This window comes from Arthrobacter sp. 01T419 (assembly GCF_056398865.1).
Genome location: NZ_JBFTQF010000002.1, coordinates 366,095 through 382,912, shown reverse-complemented (window position 1 = coordinate 382,912; position 16,818 = coordinate 366,095). Strand labels below are relative to the sequence as shown.

Annotated in this window: 17 protein-coding genes; 8 read left to right on the top strand and 9 right to left on the bottom strand. The window is 63.2% G+C overall.

Going from position 1 to position 16,818, the window contains the following annotated elements:
- Nucleotides 1–729 (bottom strand): lysostaphin resistance A-like protein, encoded by a 729-nt coding sequence (locus tag AC1DLO_RS05450; protein ID WP_476889544.1) that lies wholly within the window; start codon nucleotides 727–729, stop codon nucleotides 1–3.
- A gap of 202 nt (nucleotides 730–931) precedes the next feature.
- On the opposite strand from AC1DLO_RS05450, the gene AC1DLO_RS05445 reads away from it, so the two are divergent.
- Nucleotides 932–2,410 carry an amino acid permease gene (locus AC1DLO_RS05445; protein ID WP_184738673.1) on the top strand — a complete coding sequence of 493 codons (1,479 nt, stop codon included), beginning with the start codon at nucleotides 932–934 and terminating at the stop codon, nucleotides 2,408–2,410.
- A gap of 68 nt (nucleotides 2,411–2,478) precedes the next feature.
- On the opposite strand, the gene AC1DLO_RS05440 is transcribed toward AC1DLO_RS05445, so the two are convergent.
- Nucleotides 2,479–3,204 (bottom strand): dienelactone hydrolase family protein, encoded by a 726-nt coding sequence (locus tag AC1DLO_RS05440; RefSeq protein WP_476889543.1) that lies wholly within the window; start codon nucleotides 3,202–3,204, stop codon nucleotides 2,479–2,481.
- A gap of 72 nt (nucleotides 3,205–3,276) precedes the next feature.
- Here AC1DLO_RS05440 and AC1DLO_RS05435 point away from each other — a divergent pair, with 72 nt between their 5' ends.
- The 6 genes from AC1DLO_RS05435 to AC1DLO_RS05410 all read left to right on the top strand — a co-directional run bounded on the left by AC1DLO_RS05435 (nucleotide 3,277) and on the right by AC1DLO_RS05410 (nucleotide 8,124).
- Nucleotides 3,277–3,735 carry an SRPBCC family protein gene (locus AC1DLO_RS05435; protein ID WP_476889542.1) on the top strand — a complete coding sequence of 153 codons (459 nt, stop codon included), beginning with the start codon at nucleotides 3,277–3,279 and terminating at the stop codon, nucleotides 3,733–3,735.
- The gene (locus AC1DLO_RS05430) at nucleotides 3,735–4,394 is read left to right on the top strand and encodes a pentapeptide repeat-containing protein (RefSeq protein ID WP_476914424.1); all 660 of its coding nucleotides are present in this window, start codon (nucleotides 3,735–3,737) and stop codon (nucleotides 4,392–4,394) included. The genes AC1DLO_RS05435 and AC1DLO_RS05430 overlap by 1 nt, the downstream gene beginning before the upstream one ends.
- A 156-nt stretch (nucleotides 4,395–4,550) precedes the next feature.
- Nucleotides 4,551–5,774, top strand: a complete 1,224-nt coding sequence (locus AC1DLO_RS05425) for a thiolase family protein (RefSeq protein ID WP_476889540.1) — start codon at nucleotides 4,551–4,553, stop codon at nucleotides 5,772–5,774.
- Nucleotides 5,774–6,574, top strand: coding sequence for an enoyl-CoA hydratase/isomerase family protein (locus AC1DLO_RS05420; protein ID WP_476889539.1), 801 nt, complete (start codon nucleotides 5,774–5,776; stop codon nucleotides 6,572–6,574). Before AC1DLO_RS05425 ends, AC1DLO_RS05420 begins: the two co-directional genes overlap by 1 nt.
- Nucleotides 6,571–7,434 (top strand): 3-hydroxyacyl-CoA dehydrogenase family protein, encoded by an 864-nt coding sequence (locus AC1DLO_RS05415; RefSeq protein WP_476889538.1) that lies wholly within the window; start codon nucleotides 6,571–6,573, stop codon nucleotides 7,432–7,434. Before AC1DLO_RS05420 ends, AC1DLO_RS05415 begins: the two co-directional genes overlap by 4 nt.
- A gap of 90 nt (nucleotides 7,435–7,524) precedes the next feature.
- Nucleotides 7,525–8,124 (top strand): GNAT family N-acetyltransferase, encoded by a 600-nt coding sequence (locus AC1DLO_RS05410; RefSeq protein WP_476889537.1) that lies wholly within the window; start codon nucleotides 7,525–7,527, stop codon nucleotides 8,122–8,124.
- A gap of 124 nt (nucleotides 8,125–8,248) precedes the next feature.
- Here AC1DLO_RS05410 and AC1DLO_RS05405 read toward each other — a convergent pair whose 3' ends face one another.
- The 7 genes from AC1DLO_RS05405 to AC1DLO_RS05375 all read right to left on the bottom strand — a co-directional run bounded on the left by AC1DLO_RS05405 (nucleotide 8,249) and on the right by AC1DLO_RS05375 (nucleotide 15,714).
- A complete protein-coding gene (locus tag AC1DLO_RS05405) occupies nucleotides 8,249–9,202 on the bottom strand; it encodes a hypothetical protein (RefSeq protein ID WP_476889536.1) in 954 nt (317 codons plus the stop codon).
- A gap of 120 nt (nucleotides 9,203–9,322) precedes the next feature.
- Complete coding sequence (locus AC1DLO_RS05400; RefSeq protein ID WP_476889535.1) at nucleotides 9,323–10,459, bottom strand: Gfo/Idh/MocA family protein; 1,137 nt, start codon at nucleotides 10,457–10,459, stop codon at nucleotides 9,323–9,325.
- Entirely contained in the window at nucleotides 10,456–11,223 is a 768-nt protein-coding gene (locus AC1DLO_RS05395) for a ThuA domain-containing protein (RefSeq protein ID WP_476889534.1), read from the bottom strand. Before AC1DLO_RS05395 ends, AC1DLO_RS05400 begins: the two co-directional genes overlap by 4 nt.
- A 150-nt stretch (nucleotides 11,224–11,373) precedes the next feature.
- A complete protein-coding gene (locus AC1DLO_RS05390; RefSeq protein WP_395893813.1) occupies nucleotides 11,374–12,126 on the bottom strand; it encodes a carbohydrate ABC transporter permease in 753 nt (250 codons plus the stop codon).
- 154 nt (nucleotides 12,127–12,280) lie between these two features.
- Nucleotides 12,281–13,291 carry a carbohydrate ABC transporter permease gene (locus AC1DLO_RS05385; RefSeq protein WP_476889533.1) on the bottom strand — a complete coding sequence of 337 codons (1,011 nt, stop codon included), beginning with the start codon at nucleotides 13,289–13,291 and terminating at the stop codon, nucleotides 12,281–12,283.
- Between the two features lie 10 nt (nucleotides 13,292–13,301).
- Nucleotides 13,302–14,537, bottom strand: coding sequence for a sugar ABC transporter substrate-binding protein (locus AC1DLO_RS05380; protein WP_476889532.1), 1,236 nt, complete (start codon nucleotides 14,535–14,537; stop codon nucleotides 13,302–13,304).
- A gap of 154 nt (nucleotides 14,538–14,691) precedes the next feature.
- On the bottom strand, nucleotides 14,692–15,714 hold the full coding sequence (locus tag AC1DLO_RS05375; protein ID WP_476914423.1) for a LacI family DNA-binding transcriptional regulator: 1,023 nt from the start codon (nucleotides 15,712–15,714) through the stop codon (nucleotides 14,692–14,694).
- A 351-nt stretch (nucleotides 15,715–16,065) separates the two neighbouring features.
- Between AC1DLO_RS05375 and AC1DLO_RS05370 the strand changes: the two genes are divergently transcribed.
- On the top strand, nucleotides 16,066–16,812 hold the full coding sequence (locus tag AC1DLO_RS05370; RefSeq protein ID WP_476889530.1) for a tyrosine-protein phosphatase: 747 nt from the start codon (nucleotides 16,066–16,068) through the stop codon (nucleotides 16,810–16,812).
- The last annotated feature ends 6 nt before the right edge of the window (nucleotides 16,813–16,818 follow it).

Sequence of the window (16,818 nt, the reverse complement as noted above, 5' to 3'; positions counted from 1 at the left end):
TTACCCGCCGAGGAGTTGCGGGGGGATCGCGTAGATGAGCAGGAGGGCCAACAGGTTCTTGGCGGCGTGGACGAAGTAGGAGAACATGACGTTCTTGCCCGTCCAGACATACACGGCCACCAACACGGCGCCCATTCCGAGGTACGGCGCCAGGGCGGGAAGTACCAACCCTTCACGCCCCACCACATGGATGGCGGCGAAACAGAGCCCGGACAAGACGCAACAGACCCAAATGTTGACATGGCGGGACAGCTTGCCGATCAGCAGGTGCCGGAACAGGTATTCCTCCACGAAGGGACCCAGTATCACCAGCAAGGGCACCACAACCCAAACCGGCAGTTGCTGGACCAGTGACTGGAGGCCCAGTTGGTTCTGCGATTCCTTGACGGAGCCAGTAGCTGTCACCAGGACGGTGGTGATCACCAACATGGCCACGATGGAAAGCGGAATCATGGCCAGCGTGAACCATGGGCGCGTTGCCAGAATCAGGAGGTCGCGGGCCATGACGCGCCACGCAGCCGCAGCCGCGAAGAGGCCGACCGAAGCGTAGAAAGCAAGGTTGACTGCATAGACGGCGGTGGCCGGGTCCGGGAACATCTGCTGTACGAAGGCTGTCGCCGGGGCTGCGGCGAGGCTCAGAACGGTCGCCAAGGACGCATAGAGTCCGGCGGCCGCAGCGTCCAAGCCCGTGAAACGGTACAGCCTGCCGGCCGGCGGAATGGTGCCCATGTGTCCAGCGTAGCGCCCACTTTGTTGCCCGCGTCACGCTCCGCCGGAATCACCGGGTAAGATGGTTTTGCCGGATTTACCTTCGACGCTTCTGCGTTTTCGCTACTGATTCGACTCGCCAACAGGCCGAAAGTTCGAATTGCTTGTACCGATACGTCTGGAGCCAGGCCCCCGGCATATCCTCAACCCACAAGGAACAGCTGTGCCTCAAAACACCACAACCGACCTTTTGCGCGAGCCGGGAACCCCGGTAGCGCCCAGCACCACTACAACTTCCGAAAACCTCAGCGCCGAGGGCTACAAGAAGACCCTGAGCCGCCGGCACGTCACCATGATCGCGATGGGCGGCGCGATCGGCGTCGGCCTGTTCATGGGCGCCGGCGGACGCCTGGCCTCCACCGGGCCGGCCCTGATTTTCTCCTACGCCATCGCCGGCGTCATCGCCTACCTGCTCATGCGGGCCCTCGGCGAATTGATCATGTACCGCCAGACCTCCGGCTCCTTCGTCAGCTACGCCGGTGAGATGTTCGGCAAGAAGGGCGCCTTCCTTTCCGGTTGGATGTACTTCATCAACTGGGCCATGACGGGCATCGCCGAACTCATTGCCATTGGCTTGTACTTCCAGTTCTTCTTCCCCAACGTCCCCGTTGAACTGTCCGCCATCGCCGCCCTGGTACTGCTGGTGGCCGTGAACCTGTTCAGCGTCAAGGCATTCGGCGAGTTCGAATTCTGGGCTTCCTGCCTCAAGGTCGCCGCGATCCTCATCTTCCTGGCCGTGGGCACCTTCATGGTGATCACCAACGCGCAGGTCGGCACCGGCCACGCTTCCGTGGGCAACCTTTTCGCTGCCGACGGCGGCATGTTCCCCAAGGGCGGCCTGGTGATGATCCTGGTCCTCAACGCCGTGATCTTCGCTTACAACGCCATCGAACTGGTTGGCATTACCGCCGGCGAGATGCAGAACCCGGAACGCGAAGTGCCCAAGGCGATCCGCGCCGTCGTGATCCGCATTGTGGTCTTCTACGTCGGTTCCGTCACGCTCCTGGCGATGCTCCTGCCCTCGGACCAGTACCACGCGGGCACCTCCCCGTTCGTCACGGTGTTCGGCCAGATGGGGCTGCCGTGGATGGGTGACGTCATGAACATGATCGTCATCACCGCCGCGCTGTCCTCGTGCAACTCGGGCCTGTACTCGATCGGCCGGATCTTCCGCACCATGGCCAACAACGGACATGCCCCCAAGTGGCTTACCAAGATGTCCACGCGCCACGTGCCGTACGCGGCCATCTTGGCGATCGGCGCCGTCTACCTGGTGGGCATCCTGCTCAACATCTGGTTGGGTGGTTCGCACGCCTTCGACCTCGCACTGAACACCGCATCGATCGGTGTCATCTTCACCTGGGGCTCGATCTTCGCCAGCCAGATTGCGCTGCGCAAGAAGAAGGGCAACGTCTCCAGCCTGCCGATGCCGGGTTCCCCCTGGACCAGCTGGGTGGGGCTCATTGCCCTCCTGGCCATCACCGTACTGATCGGCATGGACACCATGACCGACAAGGCCACGGGTGAGGTCTTCCTCCTGGGCCTCTGGACCTTGGCCACCATCCCGTTCTTCGCCTTGATCCTGTGGCTCGGCTGGCAGAAGGTCAAGAACAACGAACCGAAGAGCGAGCTGTTCAGCTAGCCCACCCCTTAGCAGCCCGACGACGGCGGGCGCCTCCCGCTCAGGGGGCGCCCGTCGTCGTACTTTTTTCAGCCCTTCAGGTGCGTCGCGAAGTAGTCCTCGATGCGTTGCCACGCCTCCGGTGCAGCAACAGGGTCGGGCTTGATACCCATCACCCGCATCAACGGCCTCAGCGCCCGAGGCCCAACTGGCGCGTCGTTCAAAAAGGCGTGGCCCGCAGTCGGGAATTCCTTGACGTCGTGCTCGATTCCGAGGTTCGTGAGCGCGGCTTCCAGCTTGGCGGCCGCTCCCTGCAAGGTCCGGTCCTGGCCTCCGTAATTGGCCACCACCGGGCAAGCGCCTTCCAGGGCCTGCTCCAGGTTCCGCGGCAATTGGCCATAGTTCACGGAGGCGGCGTCGAAGTCGTCATGGGCCGCGAGCAAGGCGAAGGCGCCACCCATGCAGAAGCCGATGACCCCCACCTTTCCTGTGCATCGGGCATCGCTGCGGAGCCAGGAACGCGCCGTCGATATGTCTGTGAACGCCCGGCCCGTACCGGAGCCCAGGGACCGCATGGTCGCCACGAGACAGCGCCTCGCGCCGCCGTCGCTGTAGAGGTCGACGGCGAGCGTCAAGTACCCCGCGGCAGCGAGCCTGTCCGCGTGGCGGCGCATCACGTCGTCGAGTCCGAAGGCCTCATGAACAAGCACGACGCCGGGAAAGGGCCCCTCGCCGTCGGGCTCCGCCAGGTACCCCTGCAGTGTGCGGGAGCCTCCCGCCGCCCCACTCTCCGTGCTCAAATCGATGTGCACCATGGTGCAATCCTGCCAGACCGCGCAAGTGCCTTGTCGGCTGTTTTTGTCTGCGGTCGCAGTTAGGCTCGATGCATGGACCACAGCACCACTCTCAGCCAGCACGTCAACGCCTCCCGGGAGAAAGTCTGGACCGTCATCTCTGACATTCCGGGCTCGGCAAGGACCCTTTCCGCCGTCAAATCCATCCAGATGCTCAGCGAGGGACCCTATGGTGAGGGCACGCGCTGGAAGGAAACCCGCGCCATGATGGGCAGGGAGGAAACCGTGGAAATGCAGGTTTCCCAGAGCGAACCGCCGGGCAGCACCACCGTCAAGGCGCGGCAAGGCGGCACGGACTACACCACGCGTTTCACCTTGGAGGAGCGCGACGGCGGGACCGAACTGACGGTGTTCTTCGGCGCCGAGGTCCTCAATCCGACATTCCTCAGCAAGCTGGGGATGACCGTGTTCGGAAAGCTCGGGATGGGGGTCATACGCAAGGCGCTCGCAAAGGATCTTGCCGAGATCGCCACGAAAGCGGAGTCGCTCTAGTGGCGGCGGTCGGAAAGGTCACGGCACCCCGGATTTCCCCGATCAGGCTCGACGAGCTCCGCGACGATCCCGCCCCGGATTTCCAGCGCGGCGAACGGTACGACGGCGTCCGTCTCACCCGTGCCGTGGCTGACAGGGCCGAGTTGAGCGGAGCGGACTTCATCGAATGCGAATTCAACGGAGTCTCCTTCAACGAGGCACAGCTGCGTGGTGCGACCTTTCGCGACTGCATCCTGAATGAGCCCTACGCACCAGTGTTCACCGCTGCGCGGACTTCGTGGCGTGAAGTCGAGATCAGCAACCCGCGCTGGGGCTCCGCGGAGATGTACGAGGGCGCTTGGCATTCAGTGAAGATCGACGGCGGCAAGCTGGACTTCCTCAATTTGCGTGGATCCAAACTGACGGATGTGGTGATCACGGGCTGCATCATCAACGAACTCGACCTCGGGGCCTGTACGGCGACGCGGATGGTGCTCARGGATTGCACCATTGGGACGTTGGATGTCGCCGGGGCCAAACTCAAGGACGTGGACCTGCGTGGCTCGGATTTCCGCATGATCAATGGACTTTCCGGATTGTCCGGCGTGGTCATCGATGACTACCAGCTCAGCCTGCTTGCACCCCTTTTGGCCGGGCACCTTGGTATCCGGGTGATTTGAGTGGAGAACGGTGCAGCGGCGGGGTCAACCGCGCAGTTGACCTGGCTGCACTTGACTAGGTGACAGTTGACCCCGGGGCGGCGCCGTGTAATCTTTATAGAACGAACGGTCGGTAAATTATTCGCCGACCCCGCTCCCTTCGCGAAGGATGTTCTCATGGTCGAGGCTTTTCTTGTTGGCGGTGCCCGCACCCCTGTAGGCCGGTATGGCGGCGCTCTTTCTGCGGTCCGGCCTGATGACTTGGCAGCCCTCGTGATCCGGGAAGCCGTAGCACGTGCCGGCGTCGACCCCGATGCCATTGACGAAGTCATCCTAGGCAACGCCAACGGCGCCGGCGAGGAAAACCGCAACGTTGCCCGCATGGCCACGCTCTTGGCGGGACTTCCCCTCCACATCCCCGGCATCACGGTCAACCGCCTTTGTGCCTCGGGCATGAGCGCTATCATCATGGCCAGCCATATGATCAAGGCTGGTGCGGCGGACATCGTGGTGGCGGGTGGCGTCGAATCCATGAGCCGGGCCCCTTGGGTGCAGGAGAAACCCTCCACGGCTTTCGCCAAACCGGGCCAAATCTTCGACACCTCCATCGGCTGGCGCTTCGCCAACCCCCTTTTCACCAAGGGCGAGCTCTCCCGCGGCGGAAAGATGACGTACTCCATGCCGGAAACCGCCGAGGAAGTGGCCCGGGTGGACGGCATCTCCCGCGAGGACGCCGACGCATTCGCTGTCCGCTCGCACGAACGTGCCCTCGCTGCCATTGCCGGCGGTCGCTTCAAGGAAGAGATCGTTCCGGTCACCGTGAAGACCCGCAAGGGCGAAACCTTGGTGGACACCGATGAAGGTCCCCGCGAAGGAACCACCATGGAGGTCCTTGCCGGTCTACGCCCGGTGGTTGCCGGCGGCTCCGTTGTTACAGCCGGTAACTCCTCCTCGCTCAACGATGGTGCGTCCGCCATTATTGTTGCTTCGGAGGCGGCCATCGCGAAGTTCGGCCTCACCCCGCGGGCCCGCATCATCGACGGCGGCTCGGCCGGTTGCGAACCGGAAATCATGGGCATAGGCCCGGTCCCCGCGACGCAGAAGATCCTGGGCCGTTCTGGGCTCACGGTCGGTGACCTTGGCGCCGTCGAACTCAATGAAGCATTCGCGACGCAATCGCTCGCGAGCATGCGGCGTCTGGGCTTGGATCCTGACATCGTRAACCTCGACGGCGGTGCGATCTCCCTGGGGCACCCGCTCGGTTCCAGCGGCTCGCGTATCGCGATCACCCTGCTGGGCCGCATGGAACGCGAGCTGGGCACCGCCGGCCGGAAGATCGGCCTCGCGACGATGTGCATCGGCGTCGGGCAGGGCGCCGCCATCCTTCTGGAAGGCATGTAATGGCATTGAACCCGCAGGAATTCGGAACGTTGCTCGTCGAAGAACGCGAGGACCGGGTCACGGTGCTCCTGAACCGGCCCGAGGTGCGCAACGCGATCGACCAGCAGATGGTGGACGAACTCCATCAGGTGTGTGAGTACCTTGAACGCGAGCCGAAAATCCTGATCATTGCCGGCGTCGAAGGCGTCTTTGCGTCAGGTGCTGATATCGGCCAGCTGAGGGAACGCCGCCGCGACGACGCGCTTCGCGGGATCAACTCCACCATCTTCGTGCGGATCGCGAAGCTGCCCATGCCGGTGATTGCGGCTCTGGACGGCTATTGCCTGGGTGGAGGGGCCGAGCTCGCCTACGCCGCGGACTTCCGGATTGGCACGCCCAGTGTGCGGATCGGCAACCCGGAAACCGGGCTGGGCATCATGGCGGCAGCCGGTGCCACATGGCGCCTCAAGGAGCTCGTGGGGGAGCCGATCGCCAAGGAAATCCTCTTGGCGGGCACAGTCCTCCGCGCCGAGGAAGCCCTGCGGATCAACCTCATCACCCAGATCCATGAAGCTCCCGTGCTGATGGAAGCTGCCCACAACCTTGCTGACAGAATCGGCCGCCAGGACCCCCTCGCCGTGAGGATCACCAAGTCGGTCTTCCACGCTCCGGCCGAAGCGCACCCCGTGATCGACACCCTGGCGCAGGGCATGCTCTTCGAATCGCAAGCCAAGTTCGACCGCATGCAGGCGTTCCTCGACAAGAAGAGCAGCGACAAAGACAAGCAGTCCAGCGACAACCCAGACAGGACCCGAAAATGACAGCAACGCCCGCTATCCCGCATGTTGTCGGTGTCCTCGGCGGAGGCCGCATGGGTGCCGGTATCGCCCACGCCTTCTTGACGAAGGGCGCCACGGTGATCGTCGTAGAGCGGGACCATGAATCCGCCGCTGGTGCGCAAGGTCGCGTTGCTGAGGCCGTGGCAAAGTCCGCTGCGCGTGGCACCTTGACGGAGACCGCCGACGAAGCGTTGTCCCGGTTCAGCACGTCCACCGACTACGACTCTTTCGTCCACTGCGGGCTCGTGGTGGAAGCAGTGCCCGAGGATTACGAGCTCAAGGTTGCAGCCCTCAAGGCTGTGGAGGAGCACCTCTCAGCGGACGCCTTCCTGGCCTCCAACACCTCGTCCCTTTCCGTGACGGGCCTCGCTTCGCAACTCCGCCGGCCCGCCAATTTCGTGGGCCTGCACTTCTTCAACCCCGTCCCGGCGTCCACACTCATCGAGGTGGTCCTGGCTAAGGAAACCTCGCCGGAGCTGGCCGCAGCGGCGAAAAGCTGGACAGAGGCACTCGGCAAGACCGCCGTCGTCGTCAACGACGCTCCCGGCTTTGCTTCCTCGCGGCTGGGCGTCGCGATCGCCCTGGAGGCGATGCGCATGGTGGAAGAAGGCGTGGCCTCCGCGGAGGACATCGACGCCGCCATGGTGCTGGGCTACAAGCACCCCACCGGACCACTCAAGACCACGGACATCGTGGGCCTGGACGTGCGCCTCGGCATCGCCGAATACCTGCATTCGACGCTGGGGGAGCGCTTCGCGCCGCCGCAGATCTTGCGCGACAAGGTCGCCCGCGGCGAACTGGGACGCAAGACCGGAAAGGGATTCTTCGACTGGACCGACTGAGCGCCTACCCAACTGACTCGCAGTTGTTGTCATTATCAGCCGTTTTAGCGACAACAAGTGCCAGTCATTTGGGTCGGTTAGGCTGGCGGGGTGACTCTCATAGGACCCGTGACGTTGGATGGCCGTTTTGTAACGCTGGAACCCCTCAGTCCCGAGCACCACGACGGCCTCGTGGACGCGGCCAAGGACGGCGAGTTGTGGAAGCTCTGGTATACCTCTGTCCCCACGCCCGAGGGCATGGCGGCCGAGATCGAGCGCAGGCTCGCGCTACAGGAACGCGGATCCATGGTGCCGTTCGCGACCCGGCTCAAGGCGAGCGAAAAAATAATCGGCATGACCACGTATATGAACATCGATTCTGCCACTCCGCGTGTCGAGATCGGCTCCACATGGAACGCTGCGTCGGCACACGGCAGCGGAAGCAATCCTGACTCCAAGCTGCTGCTTCTTCGCCATGCGTTCGAGACGCTCGGCTGCCCCGCCGTCGAATTTCGAACCCACTGGCTCAATCACCAATCCCGCGAGGCGATTGCCCGGCTTGGCGCCAAGCAGGACGGCGTGCTCCGCAACCATTCGCGAACGTCGGATGGTGTCCTCCGTGACACGGTGGTGTTTTCCATCCTCGAACACGAATGGCCGGCCATCCGCAACGGCCTCGAGTTCCGGCTGGCCTCCCGCCTCCCGAGCTGACCAGAACGGCAGCACGCCCCTGAGGCTTTCCTTCGACGCCGGCTGGCGCCAATCGTGCCCCAGGGTGCCCAACTGGCTGGCAATTGTTGTCGGTATGCGGCGTCTTAACGACAACAAATGCGAGCTACTTGGGGAACCACCCGCGGGCCAGGAGCGCGGAGCGGACCTTCGTGAGCGCGGACCACGAGCGGTTCTGCATATGGCGTTTGGAGATACGGACGATAAACCAGCCTGCGTTGCTGAAATCTTCCTCGCGCTCGATATCCCGCACGATCTGGGCAGGGTCCGAGTGGACCTCGCCGTCGTACTCAACTGCGACACGGTACTCGGGATACGAAAGATCCGGTTGGCGTACGACGCCGGAGCCCAGTTCCGTGGCGACGTTCAGTTGGGGTTCGGGCAGTCCGCCGCGCTCAAGTAGCAGCCGAAGTCGCGTTTCCGGGGCGGAATCGGAACCGACGCGGGCTTGCTCGAGCGCTAAACGGGCCTTTCGAATACCAGGAGTGCCCTTGTGGCGGTCAATCATTTCCCCTAAGTCTTCCAGCGTTGCGAACGGATCCTTCCTGTCCTCGAACCCGGGCCTTGGTATCCGCAGGAGGTGGTCCGCCACAACCGTTAGCTCGTCGATGCTCATTTTCCGCGATACGTCTAACCACGTCCGGACCCTGCTGGTAATCAACAGCCCGTCGAGACTCGTGATCTCGTCCTCGAAGAACTGCCCGACGTGGCCAGCAACACCTCGCCGGCGCGGAATTGCCATAGTGTCCGGACGTGAGATGTGGATGCACGGATCGTCGTACCCCGCAAGGAGACCTGGAAACCCCCACAATCGGAAAGCTGTGGCATGGGAAGCGGCCGAGAACTCCGTCACTACCGTGAAGGGCCTGATGTGCTGGGGCACATTTGGGTCGAGAGGGCTTTGGCGGACCGGGGTCTGGCCCGGAATTCTTATCCCTCGGCTCGGCGCGGACAGCGCACGGTGCCTCAGCCGCCCAAGCGTGACACCGGCGTTGACCGCTTCTTGGAAGGTGAATGGCGCATAATCCAGTGGCGTCGGCAGGGGCTGCGGGCGTCTCATTACCCCATCGTTGCAAATTCCGCCCCGTCATTTTGAGTTATCCACAGGCTTGCGTCCCGCAAACCCAACTGACTGGCAATAGATGTCGTGAAAACGGCTGAGAACAGCATCTAATGCGAGTCAGTTGGGGGTCGCGAAGCGGGAGGTGAGGGCCGCCCGGACCGAGCCCCAGGACTTCAAGACTTCCAGCACGGCCGGATCCCGTTCCGTCAGAACGGCCTGTGAGTAGGATTCCTCCAAGAGCGCGTCTAACGAGATCCGGGTGCCGGTGGAGGCGCTGAGCATGGCCGCTTCCACCATGGCCAAGCTCATGATGTTCTGGTGAACCTGCCCCATGGGGGAGCTTCCAGTGCGAAGGGCAGCGACGAAGTCACGCAGTGAACCGGCGATCTCCTGCCCGGGATCGCTGCATTTCCCCTCGGCCGGAAGTCGGGTGGAATCCACGAGCGGATCATTGTCCCCGTCCCACAAGACCGTGCCGTGTTCGCCGCTGATCCGCCATGCCGCGTTCCACGAGGTCTCCTGGCCAGGGCTGCACCAGCTGCCGGTGAACACGAAGCGCTCCCCACCGGTCATCTCGAAGATGGCAGTGGCTCCTGCATCTCCGCGATACCAACTCCAGGACGGGTTGTATTCCTCGCAGAATACCGAGACAGGATCTGCGTCGAGCAGGAACCGGGCCATGTCGAACTGGTGGATAGCCATGTCCAGTAGCAGCGGGTGGTCCATCGTGTCGCGGAAGCCGCCGAAATGCGGGGCCTTGAAGAACTCGGCGGACACGATGCCCACCGTGCCGAGCGAAGAGGCCAGCCGCTTGGCCTCGAACAGGTGGCGGTTGTAGCGGCGGGACTGGCTCACCATGAACAACTGGCCGCTCAGCTCCGACGCAGCCGCCAGGGACAGCCCTTGCGCCACAGTGGAAGCTACTGGCTTTTCACCTAGCACGGGGAGCCCGGCAGCCAGTGCTTCGGTAGTCACCGGGTGGTGGGCGGCAGGAACGGTGACGTTGATGACTGCTTGGGCGCCGACGTCGGAGGCCAATGCGGCCGTTCCGGCACCAACCGGTAGGTCAGGACGCCCAATGGCCGCCGCAGCGGCGCGGGCAGCCTCGAGGTCCAGGTCAACGATCCCCGCGAGCTCCACAAGTGGCGACTCCTGCACGGTCCGAAGCCACGCGCGGCCCATGCCCCCGGCGCCGACGACGACGACGCGAAGGGGACTGCCGTCGTCCGGAATGGTTGCGAAAGGGGTGATCATGCGTTGGCTCCCTGGTAGCTCTTGCCGTTGAAGAAATCGTTGGTCTCGTAGCGGAGCAGCTCCGGGTGGGCGCGTTCCGGCCGGTTCGTGACTGCCCATTCGACGGCGTTGGAGATGACCCGGCGGACATCCTTGTGGTGGTAGACCGGGTAATCCTGGTCGCCGGGGCTGAAGAAGAAGATTTTGCCGTGTCCGCGGCGGAAGGTGCATCCCGAGCGGAAGACTTCGCCGCCGCTGAAGGAACTGATGAAGACGAGTTCCTCGGGGGTGGGGATGTCGAAGAATTCGCCGTACATTTCCTGCTGTTCGATCACGATGGGGTGCGGCACGCCCTTGGCGATCGGGTGTGTGGGGTCGACCGTCCAGACCAGCTCGCGGTCCTGCTCGCTGCGCCAGCGAAGCGTGCACGAGGTGCCCATGAGCTTCGTGAAGATCTTGGACCAGTGCCCGGAATGCAGCACGATGAGACCCATGCCCGACAAGACGTGACGGTGCACGCGCTCCACGATCCCGTCGTCGACGTCGCCGTGGGACATGTGCCCCCACCAGGTGAGGACGTCCGTGTTGGCGAGGACTTGTTCGGTGAGGCCGTGCTCGGGCTCGTCGAGGGTGGCGGTGCGGACGCTGACGTTGGCTCCGAGATTCTCCTCGATGCCGGCCTTCACGGCCCCGTGCATGCCTTCGGGGTAGAGACGGGCGACTAGTTCGTCGCGCTTTTCGTGCCGGTTTTCGCTCCAGACAGTGACCCGGATCGGTTCAGACATAGTTTCTCCTTATTGATGAGTTTGGTGTCGCGGTCGGTGCCCGACGGCGGTGCGGTGCCCGACGGCGGTGCGGTGCCGCGGGCGGTTAGTGCCGCGGTCGGCGCGCTGGGTCCCGGTGGCGGGTCCCGCCGTCGTGGGCTGGCTACTGCACTACTTGACGGCGCCGCCCGTTGTCCCCGCGGCGATGTACTTCTGCGCCGCGACCAGCAGGATGATGGCCGGGATGGAGGCGAGCACGGCTGTGGCCATGACCGAGCTCCAGTCGTTGACGTAGGCCCCGATGTACTGGAAAATTCCCAGCGTCACGGGCCGCACGGCCTCGGTGGTGGTCAGGGTGAGGGCGAACAGGAAGTCGCTCCACGTGAACAAGAAGGTGAAGAGCCCCGCGGTAATGAGCGAGTTCCTGCTCAGGGGCACCACGATGGACCAAAAGGCCCTCAGATGCCCGGCGCCATCCACTCGCGCTGCCTCGATCACAGACGCTGGCATGCCGTTCATGAAGGCCCTGATGATGAGGATCGCGAACGGGATGCCATGGGCGGAATCTGCGAGGATCAGGCCCGGGACGGAATTGAGCAGGCCGAGATCGTTGTAGGCCGTGTACAGCGCGTTGGCCACCACGATTCCGGGGATCATTTGGCTGATCAAGATCGCGAAGAGGACCACACCGGCGCCTTTGACCTTGAAATAGGCCAAGGCGTAGGCCGCCGGCGCTGCGATGGCCAAGCTGAGGACCACGCTGCCCAACGAGATCACCAAGCTGGTGACCAGGTTCCCACCCTGTTCGCTGACAGCCGTGGCGTAGCCCGTGAAGTCCGGCTTCAGCGGCAGCCACGAGGTTTCCAGCGTGGTGCCGTTGGGCTGCAGCGAAGCGTTGATCATCCAGTACACGGGGAACAGCATGATGGCCAGGAAGAAGATGGCCAGGACCGTATAGCCCCACTTTTTGCGCTCGGGTCCGGGGCCTTTGCGTCTGGGCCCATTGAGGGCACGTCCGCTGCCGCTGGTAGCCGTCGCCGAACGGCGGATGGTGATTTTCGTCGTCGTCATGGTTTCCTCACTCATCGACGGACCGCCGGCTGGCCCGTAGGTACAGGACCGCGAAGACGAGGGAAATGACCACCAGGACGTTGCCCAGCGCCGCGCCCTCACCGAATTTGAACTCGTGGAAGGACAGATCATAGGACTGGGTGGCGATGGTCTGGGTCGAGTTCGCGGGGCCGCCGTTGGTCAGGCCCAGGATGATGTCCAACACCTTGAGGGTGTAGACGACGCCGAGCACCAGGACCACGCTCACCACCGGTCGAAGCATGGGCCAAGTGATGTGGTGGAACGCCTTCCAGCCCGTGGCCCCGTCTAAGGAACCGGCCTCGTAGAGCTCATCAGGGATTTCCTGGAGGCCGCCGTAAAGGATGGTCAAGTTGAACGGGATGCCGATCCAGATGTTCACCCCGACGACGGCGATCAGCGCCAGCGAGGTGCTGGTGAGCCACGGAATGCCCGTGTCCACGATGTGCAACTCGCCCAGGAACCGGTTCAAGGCTCCACTGTCCTTGTCCAGGATCCACCGCCATACCGCGCTGGACACGATGAGCGGCAGCAGCCAGGGGAGCAGGAGCAGCGACCGAAGGATTCCGCTGAGCGGGAACTTGCGCTGGAAGAAGATCGCCAGCGCCAGCCCGATCACGAACTGGCCAGCTATCGAGCCGAGGGTGAACAGCGCGGTGTTCACCAACGACGTTGAAAACAACGACGACGACAGCACCTTTGCGTAGTTCGCCAACCCCACCCAGGGGGCCTCACCCGTGAAGAAGGTGGCCGTGGTGTAGTCCTGGAAGCTCATCACGATGTTCTTGACCACTGGGTAGCCGAAGAACAGCGCCATGTAGATCACGGCGGGAACCAGGAACAGCCATTGGTAGATGCGCTCGCGGTGTTTGCGGCTGCGGCTGCGCGGCGATGGGCTTTCCTCCCCGGCCGGGGTGGTTTCCGACCCGGATTTTGCCCGTGCTTTGGCGCGTATGTTGGCGCGCGACTTGGCCTGCGCTAAATCAGTTGTGAGGGACATGTCCAACTGCTTACTGGCCTTGGGCTTGCTTCAGGGCGTCGGCAGGGGAGGCTTTGCCAGTCAGCGCAGTCTGGATGGCGGTGTAGATCTTGGTAGCCTGTGCCGGCCAACCTTCTCCGAGCTCGCCGGTTCGGGCCCGGGCGGTCTTGATGAGATCGGTGAACGTGGCGAGCTTGGGGTTGTCGGTGGCGAACTTCGCTGCCAACGAGGTCTTGGAGGGGATGGTGTTGCGGACTTTGGCCATGCCCAGTTGGTTCTCGTCGCTGTTCATGCAAGCCACTACTTCAGCGGCCTTGGCCTGTCGGGCTTTGCTCCCTGTCTGCGGAACTGTCCATACCTCGCCGCCAAGCGGGGCGACTGCCGCCTGGCTGGAGTCGCGGACCGGAATCTTCACGACGCCATACTGCAGCGTGGTCTTCTTGTCGAGGGCCGGAATCTGCCACGGTCCATTGACCATCATGGCTGCCTTGCCGGCCATGAACTGGTCCTTGACGTCTGCTTGGGTCCAGTTCAGGGCGGAGGAGGATACGGATCCGTCCTTGACCAGGTCGGTCCAGAGCTGAAGGGCCTGGGCGGTCTCGGGGGTATCGATGTTCTTCTCGTCGCCACCGTTGGACCACATGACCGGAAGGAACTGCCATGTGCCTTCATAGGTGGGGTTGGCGTTGAAGGCCAGGCCGTATTGTTCACCCGAGGTGAGCTTGGTGGCTGCGGCCTTCAGCTCGTCCCAGGTGGTGGGCGGTGTGACTCCGGCCTTGGCCAGGATGTCCTTGTTGTAGAAGAGTGCGATGGTGTTAACGGTGGGGGCCAGCCCGTACACCTTGTCCTTGTAGGTGCCGGCGCTCAGCACTCCCGGCGCGAAATCGGCGGTGCTGATGTTGAAATCGCTCAGGGGTGCCAGGGCTCCCGTGGCGGCGATCTGCTGCAGGTCCGGATTGTCGAGCATGAGCACGTCCGGGAGCGTCTTGGACGAGGACTGCTGGAGCACCTTGGAAATCAACGATTTGCCCGGCACGGTTTCGCGCTTGATGGTGACGCCTGCCTTGGTGCCGCACGCGGTCAGGGCGTCGCCGATGAAGGATTTGTCCGGCTCGTTGTTGTAGTAGTCCATCACGGAGATTTCCTTCACGGCTTCCGCGGAGGAGGTGGAGGCGGTGGTGCCGCAGCCGGAGATGGCAAGCGGGACGCCGACCAATGCTGCCACGGCCAGGGCGAGCGGGCGGCGTGTCCTGATAGCTGACTTCATTGTCTGTTCCTTTGTTGGTGGAAGAACGGAATATTGGGTTTGCGAATATTATCGATGCGTATCGACGATGGTGAAACGAAAGGTCTGTGAAACGAAAGGTCTGTGAAACGAACTGTGAAACGAAAGGAGTTCGGGTGATTGGCCGGTGGTTTGCTTACGCGCCGTGGGGTGGGCGGAGCGTGCTGGAACGGTGCGTGATGACCGTGGGCACCAACTCCAGGGATTCGTGTGGTCCCTGGGAGTCAGCTTCGAGGAGTTGGCACATGATTTTGACGGCGCGGCGGGATACTTCCCCTGGCCGCAGATCGATGGTGGAAAGCGGAATGGGCTGGAGCTCGGSAAGGGTGGGGGAGGCGCTTCCGATAACGGAAACATCCAGGCCGGGGGTCAAGCCGCGGCTGCTCAGGATGCGGCGCAGGACATCCTGGACCGTGCCGTCGGGGGCAATGAATGCGGGTACTCCGGTGGTCTGGGCCAGTCCCTTGTCCACGGAATCCGCGAGGATCTCTCGGTTTGTTCCGCCGGGGAGGTGCAGGACTTTGACCCCGAGTTCAGTGGCTGCGACATCCGTGCCATGCATGAAGCGGTCGACGTAGTTCACATGCCGGTCCACCACTTCTTGTTGCCAGTCGATCACAGTGACCACGGAATGCCCTGCCGCGGCGAGATCCCGGACGCACTGCTCGCCGGCCATTTCGAAGTCGGCGTCGATGCAGACCAACCCGGACGGATCGCGGGGGATGCCGATCAGGACCACCGGGACCTTGAGGCTGCGGGCTACCGGTAGGCGCTCGTCTTCGCCTTCGACCTGCATGAGGATCAGCCCGTCGCAGATCTGCTGGCCCACAACGCGCTGGAGCCCCGCGGCGCCTTCGTCCTCGGTGACCAACAGGATGTCATGGTCATATTGCCGGGCTGTGCTGGCGATGACGGAAACAAACTCCATGATCGATGCCATGTGGAGCTCGGGGATGAACGGGATGACCAGGCCGATGACCCGGGTTTTGCGGCTTGCCAAGGCTCTGGCCCCGGCGTTTGGCTGGTAGGTGAGTTGCTCGATGGCGGCCTCGACCTTTTTCCGGGTCTTCTCGGAAATCGGCCGCTTGCCGCTGAGCACATACGAAACAGTGCTTTGGGCTACGCCAGCCGCCTGGGCGACATCCTTGCTGGTGGGCACGTTCCAGGCCTCCTCGCCGGGTCCGGTGTTCTTGGTCGGATGTACGGTTCTGTCTCATCGATACGCATCGTCGATGCGTATCGAGAAAAAGTATGACATAGGTCACGTCAGGGGCGCAAGACCCGACCCTCACTCACATATGTCGGCTTTCTGACCGACGCTCACTCACATCATCTGCAGGAGCGTCGACCGGGGAGTGCCCAATATCTGCAGGAGCATTTGGGAGAAGCGGACTCTCCCGATCCTCGCTCGGATATGGCGGCTTTTCTCCCGACCCTCACTCGCATATGTCGGCTTTCTGACCGAGGCTCACTCACATATCCCGACCGCAAGTGTGGTTAGCTGTCCCGTATGGATGGGATCACAACCACTTCCACGCAGTCCGCTCATTGGGACGGCGCGGTGAACGCCTGGCGCCTCGCCGGGAGTGTGTACCGGATGGGCCGGCGGGAATGGCTCACCGAAGCTGGTTGGCAGCAAATGTACGACGCCGGCATCCGCACGGTGATCGACTTGCGGACCTCGCGTGAGCAGCAGCCACGGGAACTCGACCCCGAGGTATCCGGGGAAGCGACCTCGCGCTTCGACATCGTCCATTGCCCTACTGAAGATCCGTCAAACGAAGATTTCACCGCGATCTTCGGCCCCTACCTCAAAGACCCTGCGCACTACGCCGACTATCTGCGGCTCTTCTCGGACAACATCGCCGCGGTCTTCAAGGCCATCGCCGCAGCAAGGGGCGGGGTGGTGTTGCATTGCGCGGCAGGGCGGGACCGCAGCGGAGTCATCGCCGTGATGCTGCAGAACCTGGCCGGGGCCAGCGACGAGGAAATCGTCCGCGGTTACCAGCAGGGGATGCGCGGAATCAATGAACGCCACCGCTACCACCGGGCCCCTCATGCCCACGACGCATATCTGGAAAAGGATGCGCTTGAAGCGATGCTGGCGTCCCGCAGCGTGAGCCTTCTCGAGTTCGCTCATTCCCTGGAACCGCGGCTTTCCTGGCCGCGAACGGCGTCTCCGAGGCGGAAGTCGCCGCCATCTGTACCAAGCTCGGGAGTCGGGCGGACTAACGGACGTGGCCACGCGCCGTCGTGACCTTCT